General features: G+C 47.5%; 12 protein-coding genes and 1 pseudogene. All 13 read left to right on the top strand.

The features are described 5' to 3' along the window. The first annotated feature begins 2 nt into the window (after window positions 1–2). A complete protein-coding gene (locus P378_RS13895; RefSeq protein WP_099083664.1) occupies window positions 3–1,484 on the top strand; it encodes a hypothetical protein in 1,482 nt (493 codons plus the stop codon). Beyond that, the gene (locus tag P378_RS20215) at window positions 1,484–2,239 is read left to right on the top strand and encodes a type I restriction endonuclease (protein ID WP_207654057.1); all 756 of its coding nucleotides are present in this window, start codon (window positions 1,484–1,486) and stop codon (window positions 2,237–2,239) included. The genes P378_RS13895 and P378_RS20215 overlap by 1 nt, the downstream gene beginning before the upstream one ends. Then, entirely contained in the window at window positions 2,181–4,682 is a 2,502-nt protein-coding gene (locus tag P378_RS13890) for a type I restriction endonuclease subunit R (protein WP_207654056.1), read from the top strand. The genes P378_RS20215 and P378_RS13890 overlap by 59 nt, the downstream gene beginning before the upstream one ends. Next, a complete protein-coding gene (locus P378_RS13885) occupies window positions 4,679–5,374 on the top strand; it encodes a M48 family metallopeptidase (RefSeq protein ID WP_207654055.1) in 696 nt (231 codons plus the stop codon). Before P378_RS13890 ends, P378_RS13885 begins: the two co-directional genes overlap by 4 nt. A 29-nt stretch (window positions 5,375–5,403) precedes the next feature. Beyond that, window positions 5,404–5,946, top strand: a complete 543-nt coding sequence (locus P378_RS13880; RefSeq protein WP_420796007.1) for a phosphorothioated DNA-binding restriction endonuclease — start codon at window positions 5,404–5,406, stop codon at window positions 5,944–5,946. Between the two features lie 703 nt (window positions 5,947–6,649). Continuing rightward, window positions 6,650–6,976 (top strand): hypothetical protein, encoded by a 327-nt coding sequence (locus P378_RS13870; protein ID WP_099083662.1) that lies wholly within the window; start codon window positions 6,650–6,652, stop codon window positions 6,974–6,976. A gap of 118 nt (window positions 6,977–7,094) precedes the next feature. Then, window positions 7,095–7,649: a Wadjet anti-phage system protein JetD domain-containing protein gene (locus P378_RS13865; protein ID WP_143338494.1), complete on the top strand. Its 555-nt coding sequence runs from the start codon at window positions 7,095–7,097 to the stop codon at window positions 7,647–7,649. Between the two features lie 53 nt (window positions 7,650–7,702). After that, window positions 7,703–8,980, top strand: coding sequence for a hypothetical protein (locus P378_RS13860; RefSeq protein WP_099083660.1), 1,278 nt, complete (start codon window positions 7,703–7,705; stop codon window positions 8,978–8,980). Window positions 8,981–9,036: 56 nt separating this feature from the next. Continuing rightward, the gene (locus P378_RS13855) at window positions 9,037–9,312 is read left to right on the top strand and encodes a hypothetical protein (protein WP_099083659.1); all 276 of its coding nucleotides are present in this window, start codon (window positions 9,037–9,039) and stop codon (window positions 9,310–9,312) included. After that, window positions 9,309–10,018 (top strand): annotated as a pseudogene (locus tag P378_RS24280) (DUF6063 family protein). The gene P378_RS13855 and the pseudogene P378_RS24280 overlap by 4 nt, the downstream one beginning before the upstream one ends. Next, entirely contained in the window at window positions 10,005–10,244 is a 240-nt protein-coding gene (locus P378_RS13840) for a P-loop NTPase family protein (RefSeq protein WP_099083656.1), read from the top strand. The pseudogene P378_RS24280 and the gene P378_RS13840 overlap by 14 nt, the downstream one beginning before the upstream one ends. After that, window positions 10,241–11,572 carry a hypothetical protein gene (locus P378_RS13835; protein ID WP_099083655.1) on the top strand — a complete coding sequence of 444 codons (1,332 nt, stop codon included), beginning with the start codon at window positions 10,241–10,243 and terminating at the stop codon, window positions 11,570–11,572. Before P378_RS13840 ends, P378_RS13835 begins: the two co-directional genes overlap by 4 nt. After that, a complete protein-coding gene (locus P378_RS13830) occupies window positions 11,512–13,260 on the top strand; it encodes a coiled-coil domain-containing protein (RefSeq protein ID WP_099083654.1) in 1,749 nt (582 codons plus the stop codon). The genes P378_RS13835 and P378_RS13830 overlap by 61 nt, the downstream gene beginning before the upstream one ends. The last annotated feature ends 5 nt before the right edge of the window (window positions 13,261–13,265 follow it).

Genomic DNA, 13,265 nt, shown 5'->3' with positions numbered 1-13,265 from the left:
AGATGCTTGACCTTACCAATTACAAAAACAGAATCCTATCTGATGATGATATTCCTCTGTTCGAGGATGCTGTGAAGGCAGCTAGTAACAATGCATTAAGGGCTGCATATGTCATGATCTGGCTGGCCTGTGCTGAATCACTTAAACGCCGATTTCGTGAAGCGCAAAAGCGTGATAGTACAGCGGGGAGAATCGTTGGTCAAATTGAACAGAGAGAAGTTGAGCACAAATCAGTTGATAAATTTGTGCTCGAGCAAGCTCGTGTTTACGGATTCCTATCAGATTCAGCACATACAATCTTAACTCATGTTTATGATATGCGCTGTCTCTATGGTCATCCTTATGAAGAAGCTCCATCAGAAGAACAGGTTTCTCATGCTGCAGCAGTAGTTGTGGAATATGTATTGTCTCAGCCAGTGAAGCTTCGCGAAGGGTTTGGAGGGCAATTGCTGAAGAATCTTCTGGAAGATCCCAACTACCTGGATGATCAACGTGACACAGTTGAACAGTTTGCAAAAGAGATTCTTATGAAAATTGACGAGAAAATTTACATATGGTTTCTTGAAAAATACTGGAAAGGTTTGGAGCAAATAGCCGATGATTCAACGATGAAGGTATTCTTCTTTCGCGGCGTTTGGTTTACTCAAGCTTTTCTTAAACAAATTGGTGTAGATATTCTCAGTCATGATCAATGGCATGGACAGGTAAGTAAATTTCCGAAAACTCTCATTCGTGTTTTATCAGATTCAGAACTTTATTCCAAAATTGGTCAAAGAGCTCAAGATTATCTTCTTGGTAATATACTTGATGAGAGTGATAGTCGTCCTAGTCTTTTGCGGATTCTAGAAGACCTTCTAATCTCTAAAGTTTTAACGAACCGTCAGAAAGATCGTTTTCAGGAAAAGATAGAGAGCATTAAATCCACAAAGCTTTATGCTTCTGGGGTAAGCATGACCCGGTGTGTTGGTAGAATCATTGAAGATCTTAAATCGCATAACTGGTACACACAAAACCCGGCAATTAATTTCATTCTCTCGAATGATCCTGAGCAAGTCGCAAAATTATTTACTGATGAACAATGTGTACTTGGTCGAAATATTCTTCAATGCGCCGAAGGGAATGCGAGCTCCGCGATCAATATGCTGGAAGTCATCTCTGAATCAGACAAAAAATGGCCTATAGATTTCGTTAAAGGAATTGTGCTGGAATGCTTTACAAACGAGCAAAATCAGATTCGTTTTAAGAAGGAGCACTTATCTAAAACACTAGACATCTTGGCAGGTCTTGACACAGATGTTCAAAAAAGCATCATAGATGTTGTGACTAATTCAATTGAATGCGGAATCCCAAAATATCATTGGCTCGACAAGGATGATTTTGATTCTGTTATAGAAATAATTAGCAACTATAAATGGGCTATAGAATTACAAGAATGTCTTAAAAGTAAGGCGTCAACGTTGCCAGAACGTGAGGAGGGGGCTTGATGCAAGGATTTCAGTTTAATGAAAAATACCTTTCTCAGATCCCGGCACTTCAGGTCCTGTTGAATCTGGGGTTTGAATATCTCTCCCCTGCACAGGCTTTGAAAGAGCGCCAGGGTAAAAACGGCAATGTGCTGCTGGAGGGCATTCTGCGTGACCAGCTCAAACGGATCAACCGTATCAACTACAAAGGGCGCAAATATCTATTCAGCGAGGAAAATATCCAGTCGGCCATTCAGAAATTAAAGAACGTCAAATATGATGGCCTGCTGAAGACCAATGAGGTAGTATACGATCTGCTCACCCTGGGTACAGCCCTGGAACAGACCATTGAAGGCGATTCGAAAAGCTTTAATTTGAAGTACGTCGACTGGCGCAACTGGGAGAACAACAAGTTTCACGTAACCGCAGAGTTCAGCGTGGAGCGTTCCCGCAGTACGGAAACAGCGCGTCCGGATATTGTTCTCTTTGTCAACGGTATTCCACTTGCCGTAATTGAATGTAAGTCGCCCAAAGTCGAAATTGAACAAGCTATCTCCCAGTCCATCCGTAATCAGAGCGACGATTACATCCCCAAGTTATTTGTCTACTCGCAACTGGTAATGGGAATCAATAAAAATGCCGCACAATACGCCACTGCCGGAACACCCGCCAAATTTTGGGGCGTGTGGAAGGAGCAGCGCGATAAAGAGGCGGACGTTGCCAGAGTGGTCAATTCTGCCCTTTCAAATAAGCAAAAAAGCAGCTTTTTGCGGTGAATTCGCTGTTGCACGCCCATTCTTCGATTCTCTGGAGGCTGAAGGCGAACGTTTGGTTACAGAGCAGGACAAGGCGCTATACAGCTTATGCCGTCCAGAGCGCCTGTTGGAGCTGGCCTTCAAATTTACTGTTTTTGACGGCGGAATCAAAAAGATTGCCCGTTATCAGCAATTTTTCGTCATCAAGTCTACTCTTGAACGTGTCAAGCAGCTAGACGGTCAGGGCAAGCGCAAAGGTGGCATAATCTGGCATACTCAGGGCTCCGGTAAATCACTGACAATGGTAATGCTGGGGAGAAATCTTGCCCTGGACCCGGATGTCACCAACCCGCGAATCGTGTTGGTGACTGACCGTGATGATTTGGATAAGCAGTTGGGGAACACTTTTGCTGCCTGCGGCTTGGAACCGAACCGGGCAACATCGGGAAGGCATCTGTTAGAGTTGGTTGCAGAACACAAAGCGGGCATTATCACGACATTGATTCACAAGTTTGACAAAGCTATGAATATCAAAAAATATCAGGATGATTCTACCGACATTTTTATGCTAATTGACGAAAGTCACCGTACAAACTTCGGCTCATTCTCAGCAAGGATGCGGCAGATGTTTCCGAATGCCTGTTACCTCGGCTTTACTGGTACGCCTTTGATGAAGAAGGAAAAAAACAACTTCGCAAAATTTGGCGGTATAATCGAACCGCACTATTCCATTAGCCAGGCTGTGCAAGACGGGGCAGTCGTTCCTTTATTATATGAAGGCCGTCACGTGGAGATGGAGCAGAATAAAACCGCTATTGATCTATGGTTTGACCGGCATACACAAGGGCTGACCAAAGAACAGAAGGCGGATCTGAAAAAGAAATATGCCCGGGCTGAGATGCTGAATAAGGCAGAACAGGTTATTTACATGCGTGCTTTTGATATCAGTGAACACTTTCGGGCTAACTGGCAGGGAACGGGATTTAAGGCCCAACTGGTTGGGCCGAATAAGGCTGCCGCGTTGAAGTACCACCAGTATCTCAATGAAATTGGTTTTGTAACGTCCGATGTAGTAATTTCCCCGCCAGATACCCGTGAAGGCTATGAGGAGATAGATGATGAGCCGACTGACGAGGTGGTCAAGTTCTGGCAAAAAATGATGAAGCGCTACGGTAGCGAAGAGGAATACACTAAGCAAATTATCAATCAATTTAAGCATGGGACTGAGCCGGAAATTCTGATTGTGGTCGACAAGTTGTTAACCGGATTTGATGCTCCACGCAACGCGGTTCTTTACTTATGCCGTGTTTTACGCGAACACACACTGCTGCAGGCAATTGCGAGAGTGAACCGCCTTTATGAGGGAAAAGAGTTTGGGTACATTGTAGATTATGCGAGTGTTCTGGGCGAACTGGATAAAGCCCTCACTATGTATGGCGCGCTTGAAGAATTCGACGAGAATGATTTGGCTGGTACCCTGACTTCAGTTAACGCGGAGGTTGAGAAGCTTCCTCAGCGGTACTCCGATCTCTGGGATCTTTTCAAAGAAGTCAAGAACAGTTATGACGAGGAAGATTACGAGGTTCTCCTTTCCGATGTTGCCATTAGAGAGGACTTCTATCAGCGGTTGGCGGAGTACAGCAAAACACTGGGGATCGCTCTGTCGACCGAGTCCTTCATTATGAATATCGATGAGGCGAAACTGCGTCGGTATAAAGCAGACTTGAAGCGGTTTCAGAATCTTAAAGCAGCGGTAAAGCTCCGTTACGCTGAAACTATTGATTACCGGGATTATGAGCCCAAGATTAAGAAATTGCTCGATACGCACATCCAAGCAAATGAAGTTATTCAATTGAATGAGCCGGTGAACATTTTTGATGACAAAATGTTCAATCAGGTGAAGGAGGAGCAGGGTTTTTATGGATGTAAAACAACAGCGGCCAAAGCAGACGCCATTGCACATGCGACTAAGCGGGTTATTACCGGAAAGATGAATGAAGATCCGGCATTTTATGAAAAGTTTTCCAAGCTGATTCAGCAGTCTATCGAGGATTTTCGAACAAAACGTATTTCTGATTTGGAATACCTGAGCAAGGTTTCCGATATTCGGAATAAAGTTATTACTAAACATCATGATGACATCCCTGCCAAACTGGCCGGGAACGAAGATGCTATGGCGTACTTTGGCGTTCTCAAGCCATTCTTTGAGCAACATCATCTTGAAGATAGTGAATGCCAGGACATCACTGCAGATGTGGCTTTGGCTGTTCAGGAAATATTGAGCCGTCATTGGAAGGTTCAGTTCTGGGACGATAATGATGCCCAGAAACAGGCTATTAACGATATCGACGACTATCTATATGATGAGGTCAAAGGAAATAAGGGTATTGCATTCAGTCTTGACCAGATGGACGAGATTATAGAGCGAACAATGCAAGTGGCTAAGCACAGGAGCGTGAAATGAGTTTAAATAGCGGCACAATAACCTATGGCAAAGAGATTATTTGTTTCCATGTTTTCTATGTCGACAGAAAGACCCTGGAAATTGCGGTCCATCCAGATGGCAGCGTAGTGATTAAAGCGCCACTGGGGACGGAATACGAAGAAGTGCAAAAGATAGTTGTTAAACGCGCCCGTTGGATCAAGAGGCAACTGGATTATTTTGCGCAATTTAATCCGAGAACGCCTCAAAGACAATATATTGGTGGGGAAACACACCTGTATCTTGGAAGGCAATATCGCCTCAAGATTGCCACCGGTGATAGGGATGAGGTAAAGCTTACTCATGGTTATTTCTATATTACAGTGAAAGAGAATCCTGCTTATGAAAAGGTTAAAAAGCTGCTTGAAGATTGGTACTTAGAAAAAGCCACAGAGAAATTCAGTGAGAGCTTTGAGCGATACTGGCCATATTTTGGAAAACACTTCTTGTCTAAGCCAAGAATCCGGATTCGGCGCATGAAAAAGCGCTGGGGGAGTTTATCTAAGAAGGGAACGCTCACATTAAATGCAGATTTAATCCGTGCGCCCAAGGAGTGCATTGATTATGTCGTTACTCATGAATTGTGTCACTTGCAATACCACGACCACAGTCCAGCTTTTTTCAATTACTGGAAAGGCTTATGCCTGATTGGGAAAAGCGAAAGCATAAATTAGAGCTAGCTATGATCTAAGAGGGGGCAAGAATTGATAAGCGCCAGCCCAAGCCGTTAAATGAAATAATCAGTGAATTGGCAATTATTTTATTAGGGCAAAATTTTCCTGAAACCATGCATGAAGATGTACTCAATGAAGTTGGCTTGGATATGGAGTTAGCCGGAAAGTTACGTCGCGATCCTCAGTTTCGGGAACGTATTTTAAAGTCCTATGAGTACAGATGCGCTGTTTGTGGCTTTAATGTTCGATTGGGGAATATATTAATTGCCGTTGAGGCTGCTCATATAAAGTGGCACCAGGCAGGGGGGCCGGACCAGGAAGAAAACGGAATTGCGTTGTGTACAATGCATCATAAATTGTTTGACCGGGGAGTGTTTACTCTAAACGAGTCATTGAAGTTCCAAGTAGCGGAAGCAGCTCATGGCACAGAAGGGTTTGAAGAATGGCTGATGCGATACCATGGGAAAGAGATACGGCCTCCCCAGAGTCCACTTTACAGGCCGAAGGATTCCTATATTAACTGGCATGTAAGAGAAGTATTTAGAGGGCCACAAAGATACTTGGCCGATTAACTTTTTCAATGTCTGTTGGCTATGGCTGTGGGTACTCAAGGGCTGAGTCCCGATGAAGAGGTTCTTGCCAGGCCCGGCCATGGGCGAAAGGTTTCAGCCTGAGGCAAAGAAAATTACCAGTTGCCTGGTGTATCCCTGCAAAAAGCAAACATGGGAGTCCTTGAAAAAACGTGGGATGCTTTACCACAGGGCTTCTCTCAATGCCGGTAGAAGAAGTGTGAATTTAGTACTGACTGCCATACCCATGAATGCTGAGCTTGAGGAAATAGTCCAAATACTGGCAAGGGCTGTGAGTTGATTTATGCAATAGCTTTACGAGTCTTGTTCTCTTAATACGAAAAATGTCTATTAAAGGGCTTTAAGATGTCTGGATAGGTATTAACCATGGAAAGATTTTTGGATATAATATCTCCTCGGATTAAGGAATGTATCCTGCGTGACAAGCAGGTGATCATTTGAAAAGAGAATTGGTTTTTCTTAATGAACATGGGTTCTAGGAAGTCTTCTTTCAAATAAAAAGAACTCAAGTTAATTATAAAAAGCATATGTGGGCTAAAATGGAAGTCACGAAATTATAAAAATTTGTATAATTATTGTATAATTAGGGTGTGCTGATTCCAATACAGTACACCTGTTTTTTAACCGGATTATTTATAAAGTTAGTAGATATTCAGAATATAAGGATCCAAAAGAGGCGATTGTTATGAGTTCGGTTGAAAAGTTATTTGAATATGGAAAAACAATTCTTACTGAAACAGAACTACAGCAGGTTATCAAAGAAACGGATTATGGTCTTTTCCACCATGTGGTTGAAACACTGGTGGACGATGGAATTCTTGTACCGGTCAAGTCTTCCGGGTTGAACGGCAGGTTGCCGCCTTTGTTCAATAAATATCGCATTATTAAACCGAAGGAAGATTTCTCGGGATATTTTGAATCCATCCGTCATCTTAATCCCGCCTTAAATATCTCGGGTTATCTCAAAAGGCCGGAATTGTATAAAAAACACCGGGAGATTGTAGAGGCTTAAGCCGGTATCTGTGGTACTCGGCGGGATTGCTTGAAGAACCCATGTCGCGCAAGGAACGGTCATTTTCGGTGTGGGGCGGGGAAAAGCTGCTGGACAACCATTTTGCCTTGTAAGGGAAGTGCTGAGGTACAATGGTCTGGGGGAGGAATTCCTGAACTATTACGATACTCCGGAGCCATTTTTTGAGTATGTGCATGCCCGCCCGGAGCAGATGACCGTACTGATCCTGGAAAACAAGGATACCTGGTTTACTTTCCGGAAGCTAATGCAGGATACCGGGAAGAACATAGTCGCCGGCACTCCTGTGGATGTGCTTCTTTACGGCGAAGGCAATAAGATTTCCAAGTGCGGCGCCCTGGAGGAATACAATGCCGTCATGCTGGGGGGCAAAAGGGGACAGGCCGGGCGTTTTCTTTATTTCGGAGACCTGGATCGGGAAGGGATCCGCCTATTTTTCCGGGCCAGGGGGGCCAATCCCAATCTTGACATCAAACCTTTTTCCGCCTTGTACCAGCTGATGCTTAAACTGGCTGAAGGCATGGAACTCCCGGAGTCACCGGATGAAAGAGGGGTGGAGGCTCCCCTGTCAGACTTCACTTCCATGCTGGGGTTTGACAGGGTCGATGTGCTGACGGTTTTTTGGAAAAGGGCAGGTATATACCACAAGAGATAGTCAATTACCAGGTGGTGTCGAGTATCCTGAGTTAGAAACGAGGGAACGGATCAATGGATATGCGGGAGTTGGAGTTTCTCGAAGGTTTTGAGAAACGGATGCAGATTGTGGCGGCTATAGATTCGATTGTAAACCGCGGCAACCGGAAGATGGACATGGAGAGGTTGTTTGAGCCGGGACAGCTTGACAATATTATTTTCTCCGTCCTTGTATTCATCATGGAAAGGACTCTTACAGAGGATGAGGAATGCACCATAGATAGTATCGCAGCCTTTGTTGCAAGGATTGTCCCTGATTACGGCCTGGATTTTCCTTTGATAACCATTCGTAAGATCACGGAGTACATCATCAAGGACATATTGCAAAACGGCGGAGAAGCAAGATATTACCCGGTGATGAGGTACGGGCAGGGTATGGCCCCAACCCGGGTCAGGCTTATTGACGACAAGCTGAAGGAGAGCGACCGGGGATATGTGATGACCTACCAGCTTACGGACCAGGGCTATGATTTACTCTTTAGAACCAAGGAAGTGGAGCAGGAGATCAGCTTCACCATTGAAGAGTTGAAGCTGCGCGAACTGATCAGGCGCAAAAATTACAAGAAGGCCATCGGGCAGAGCGGTAACCTGGTGCAAATGATCAGGCAGAAAAAGAACGATATCAGGCAGTTCATGCAGAAAATACGGGAAAACATTTACGATGTGGACATCCGGGAGTTTGAAAGGCTTGTCGGCAGCACCTACACCCTGCTGGAGGAAGAGTACGGCATCATGAATGAAATCAGGGACATGATCGTGCTGTCGGAGGAACGCCTTAAAGAAGAGGAAGCTTCCAGGGGAACCCTGGATGAGGAGATGAAGAGAGCCCGCTCGGAGATCGCCGTCATCAGAAGAAACATCAATACCACCATCGACGAACAGAAGGAATTAATCCTCGAACGGCACGGCCTGTCAAAGATATACAAAGAAACCATAGCCGATTCTTTTTCTTTATCCCTGGCCCGGAACTATGACTATGAACGGGAAATCCTGGTGCGGCTGGAAAGATGCGATGAGAGCGTCGTCCCCTCCCTGTGGAAACTGTTGAATCCCCTGTTCAGGCCCAATCCTGACCGGAAGCTTAATCTGTTGTCGCTGTTTGAGCGCCAGGCCCGGCTCAGGCAGGAGGAGGACGGGGCTGAGGGAGTGGCCGTGGAGGAACTGGGAGAGGATATCGAACGCTTGAGAATCAAAAAATCAACGACGCCAATACAGAATTCATCCGCAGTATCCTGGAGTTTGCCGCCGGCAAAGGAGCCGGCTACAGGTTTGGCGAGCTGTTTGATTATCTGAAAGGCCGGGAGGATATTTTTAACCTGATAGTCGCTGATGATCTGGTTTTCAGATCGATGCTGAAGCTTTATGATCTGAACGTCATTGATATCAAGGCATGGCAGGCGCAGCACGATGAGGTGGTGGCCAACGCCACCGGAGAGCTGGATGTCGGCTTTTGCCTGTACTGCATTGAAAAGGACCGTCCTGATTTGTATGGGGTGAAGAGAATAGAAATCAGAAAGCCGGATGAAAGCGTATTTGAGGAGGAAGTCTTATTTCGTCAGGGGGACGTACTATTCAGCAGGCGCATAGCCATCAGTGATTTTATGATCGAGGTGAGCTTTGGATGAGCCATTTAAACACTGCGGTAAGGATATTTAAGAAATTGATGGACAAGGGGCAGATCGACAGGGAGACTGACGGAGACCTTTTTCTGGAGTTTCGCAACACCGAGGTCCGGTCAATTCTGGCGGAATTTGAGGACGAGATGGACTTCAGGATCGTGGAAGCGTCCAATACATTATACCTGGTCCCGGACAGCGGAAACAGCTTGCTGGGCTTTACCACCAAAGATTTTAGAGAATGGGTGGCCTCCGATGCCAGACTTGTTGATGCCTATTTGCTCTGCTATATCTCCATGTTCATTTTTACCTGTTCTACGGCAGCCGCAACCGGAATCCCAAGCAGCGGGAGTTTTTAAGAATCAGCAAATTGATCGAGGAGTTGGACAGGCGCTTTGCCATGGCCTTTGAAAACAGCGACCAGGCAACTGTGCTGGAGGAAAGGTACGCCATCAATTTTATCAGGGTGGCGGAACTTTGGGAAAGCAAGCAGGATTTCGAGGAAAAAGGCCGCAAGACCAAGGCAGGCACCATCCTGATCGCCTGCCGGTTGCTGGAGCGGGAGAATTTGCTCAGGATTGTGGATGACGACCGGGAAATTCGCACCACCAGGAAACTGGACGACCTGATGCTGAATTATTATCTCAACGACAGCAGGGTAGTTGAATTAAGAGGGTTATTTGAAGGAGGGGCTGGGGTGAATGCCCAGGATTAACCGGATCAGGATTGTGAATTTTTCTTACAACAATGATTCCCGGCACATACTTGATGAAACCTTTAATTTTCACGGCGGGGAGAATGCTCTTTTGAACCTGGCCAACGGCGGCGGTAAAAGCGTGCTGGTCCAGCTTTTTCTCCAGCCGGTGGTACCTGGCGTCCGGATCCAGGGCCGCAACATAGCGGGTTTTTTTCGCAAGAAAAGTTGCCGGCCTACGTTATGATTGAGTGGAAGCTTGACGGGGCCGGCGGGTACCTGCTGACGGGGATCGGGATTGTGTCCGCGGAAGCGCCGGGGGTGGAGGAAGAGAAGAACCGGATCAGATATTTTACCTTTACCTCGAAATATACCGGCGCCAATGCCTTCGATATCGCCCATATCCCTTTCGTGAACCGGAACGGTGGTGTCCTGGAAGTGATGCCGTTCCGGGAAGCCAGGGAGATGATGTCCGATAAGGAAAGAAAAGACCCCTTTGTCTTTGGGTATTTTCCCGAGGACGACGGGGACCGCTATGGGAAGTATCTGGCTGAATTTGGGATAGCCCAGGATGAGTGGCGGAATGTCATCGCCAAGATCAATGACAGTGAGGGCGGCCTGGAGGAAATCTTTCAGAAGTATAAAAACTCCGGCCAGTTGTTGAATGACTGGATCATCAAGACTGTGGAGAAGGCCATGTTCAGGAACAGGTCTGAAGCGCGCCGCCTGGAGGAAATGCTGGAAAGCCTGGTGCAGGAGGTTGTGGAGAACGAACGGTTCATCCTGGAAAAACAGCTTCTGGACGGCTTCCTGGGGACCTTCAGGGAACAGGTTGATGCTCTGGCCGGGCTGTTGCAAGGACTTGACGGGCAGAAAAAACTGGCCGGGCAGCTTTCCGCGCTGTACGGCTATTTAACCTCCGAAACAGGGTCGCTGCAGGGAAAATATGAGAAAAACCAGCTGGAGATAGAGGCCTGTAAAGCCGAGGAGCAGCGGGTACAGCTGGAGGAGCGGTCAAATGATTATTGGTTGAGGCAGTCGGAGCACCAGGAGGCCTTGAAAAGGCTTAAAACTGCCGAGACCATGAGCAGTGAAACGGAAACGGCCCTGCAAGAGGCCAAAGTACGCGAGAAAATAATGCAGGCAGCCCGCCTGGCAGAGGAAATCCGCCGGATGAGGTCGGAACTTTCGGGTATTGAGGAGAAGCTGTCGGCTGCAAAGGAGCAGTATGATACTGACGGCCGGGTGCGCAGCCTGGAATATTCCCTGAAGATATTATTTGAGGAAACCCTGGAGACAATTGCCGCCGATCTTACTCGCCTGCATGAAGAAAAGACGGAAAAGGAAAAGCTGATGAGGCAGGCCGGGGAAGATTTGCGAGCTGCCGACAGGGAAAAAAGCAGTCTCGATGCTGAAAAGGGAAGGCTGGAAGAACGGAAGAAAAATTTTGAAAAAGATGAAAAGGAAGTTCAGCGGAAGCTGGGCATCAGCTGGGGAGAAATCTCCTGGGGGAAATGGATGCCGCAGAGATACGGAAGACCAGGGCTGCGCTGGAAAATACCCGGGATGAGCTGAGCAAGAAGATCGAAATGCTGGAGGACGAGAAGACCGCCGGAGCGGCGCGCCGGCAGGGTATTGACAATGAGAAGAAAGAACTCCAGGCTGCTTTCTCTGATGAGAAAACGGCCTTAAATGGAATTGACCGGGATATCCGTGAATATGAACAAAAGGAGCAGGAAATAAAGTTTATCCTGGACAAATACGGCTTTGATTTTGATCTCAGGTTTGACCGGGAACGCCTCAACTCTGCCTTCGGGCAAAAGGTGAAAGACCTGGAAGCCAGTCTGGAGGAGGCTGCCCGGGTCCGTGACGAAGCTGCGGAGTCGCTCCATGCGCTTAAAAACGGGCGGCTGCACACCTCTGAGGAATTGGCCTCCTTATTGGCCGGCCTGGACATCCAGTATGATACGGGTGAAGCATACCTGCGCGGCCTGCCGCCGGAGATCCGCCGGACAGTGCTTGAGGGCAATCCGGTCCTGCCCTATGCCTTCATCATGTCCAGGGCGGATATGGACCGGGTGGCCGGCGCGGTGAGCAGCCTGACCATGCGACGGGTAATCCCCCTCATTGCCTACGAGGACCTGGGCACAACGGTGCCGGGCGGCGGACGGGTGGCCCATACCCGGGAGGGGATAGCTTTTGCCTGCCTGTATGAGGGCAGGATGTTTGAAAGCGAGGGCCTGGTAAAGCTGGTGACGGAGCTGGAGCAAAAGAGAGACGCGGCTTTGGAGCAGCATGGCCATTTCACGGACGCCCACAGGGCGGCGGTGTCCGACCGGGCGGTTTGCGCCAGGTTTGATTATGCGGCGGATTACCGGTACGGGCTGGGGAAAAAGAGAAATGAATCTGAAAAGCATTTATTGGAAATGGAAAGCAAGATCTCCACCCTGGAAGAAGAGAAGAGGAGACTTGAAAAAAGGGAAGGGGAACTGGAACAACAGATCAAGAAATTGCAGGGTGATCTGCAAAAAGCCGGGGAAGCCGTGGAGCTTTTTGCCCTCTTTATCGAAAAGGAGAAGGATTATCAGGACTGTCGGGGGAGACTGTCTGACGTCTTGAAGAGTATTGCGGATTTGGAAACCCGGAAGGCCAAGCTGACAAACAGCCGGGAAAGCTTGCAGGGAGATATCGGCGGGATCGAGCGGCAGGTTTGGCAGAGAGAAAAAGAGCAGCAGGAAGCCCAGGCGCAGTACAGCATCTATAAAGATGCTCCGGAAGCGGAAACGCTAGAAGGATGTATCGCAGAACTGGAGGAAAGGCTGAAGGCTTTAAAAGAGGAATACAGCGGGGAAATCGGGCTGCTGGAAAAACGCAAAAAGGAGTTGGCGCCGGATTGTGTTAGAAAGCAGAAGGAGCTTGACAAACTTGGCTTGAAGGAAGAAGAGTATACCGGCGTGGTTTATGATGAACCGGCCGCAGAGAGGATTGCTGAGGAAATTATCTCTCTGGAAAGACTGCTGAAGAAACGGCGGCAGGAGGAAAAGGATGCGGCCAAGGAAGAGGGGGCGGCAGACAGTGCCTTTAAAAATGCCCTTCATGAAGTAAAAAGGCTTGGCGCCGGGGATCCTCTTCCCCCGGAGGAAATCAAGGGTGATTTTGGGGAACGGCGCAAGAGGCGCGCCGGCGTGTTAATGAGCTGGAGGCAAATAATAAAAAGATTTCCGAACAAATCCGCGGATATGACAAAATACGGGAAAAAATAGAGCAA

Source organism: Desulforamulus profundi, from assembly GCF_002607855.1.
This window is presented reverse-complemented; position numbering and strand designations above follow the sequence as displayed.

Excerpts from the sequence above, each read along its gene's own strand:
- P378_RS13895 (WP_099083664.1), top strand. The coding sequence starts at position 3 with ATGCTTGACCTTACCAATTACAAAAACAGAATCCTATCTGATGATGAT.
- P378_RS20215 (WP_207654057.1), top strand. The coding sequence starts at position 1,484 with ATGCAAGGATTTCAGTTTAATGAAAAATACCTTTCTCAGATCCCGGCA.
- P378_RS13885 (WP_207654055.1), top strand. The coding sequence starts at position 4,679 with ATGAGTTTAAATAGCGGCACAATAACCTATGGCAAAGAGATTATTTGT.
- P378_RS13870 (WP_099083662.1), top strand. The coding sequence starts at position 6,650 with ATGAGTTCGGTTGAAAAGTTATTTGAATATGGAAAAACAATTCTTACT.
- P378_RS13860 (WP_099083660.1), top strand. The coding sequence starts at position 7,703 with ATGGATATGCGGGAGTTGGAGTTTCTCGAAGGTTTTGAGAAACGGATG.
- P378_RS13855 (WP_099083659.1), top strand. The coding sequence starts at position 9,037 with ATGCTGAAGCTTTATGATCTGAACGTCATTGATATCAAGGCATGGCAG.
- P378_RS13840 (WP_099083656.1), top strand. The coding sequence starts at position 10,005 with ATGCCCAGGATTAACCGGATCAGGATTGTGAATTTTTCTTACAACAAT.
- P378_RS13835 (WP_099083655.1), top strand. The coding sequence starts at position 10,241 with ATGATTGAGTGGAAGCTTGACGGGGCCGGCGGGTACCTGCTGACGGGG.
- P378_RS13830 (WP_099083654.1), top strand. The coding sequence starts at position 11,512 with ATGGATGCCGCAGAGATACGGAAGACCAGGGCTGCGCTGGAAAATACC.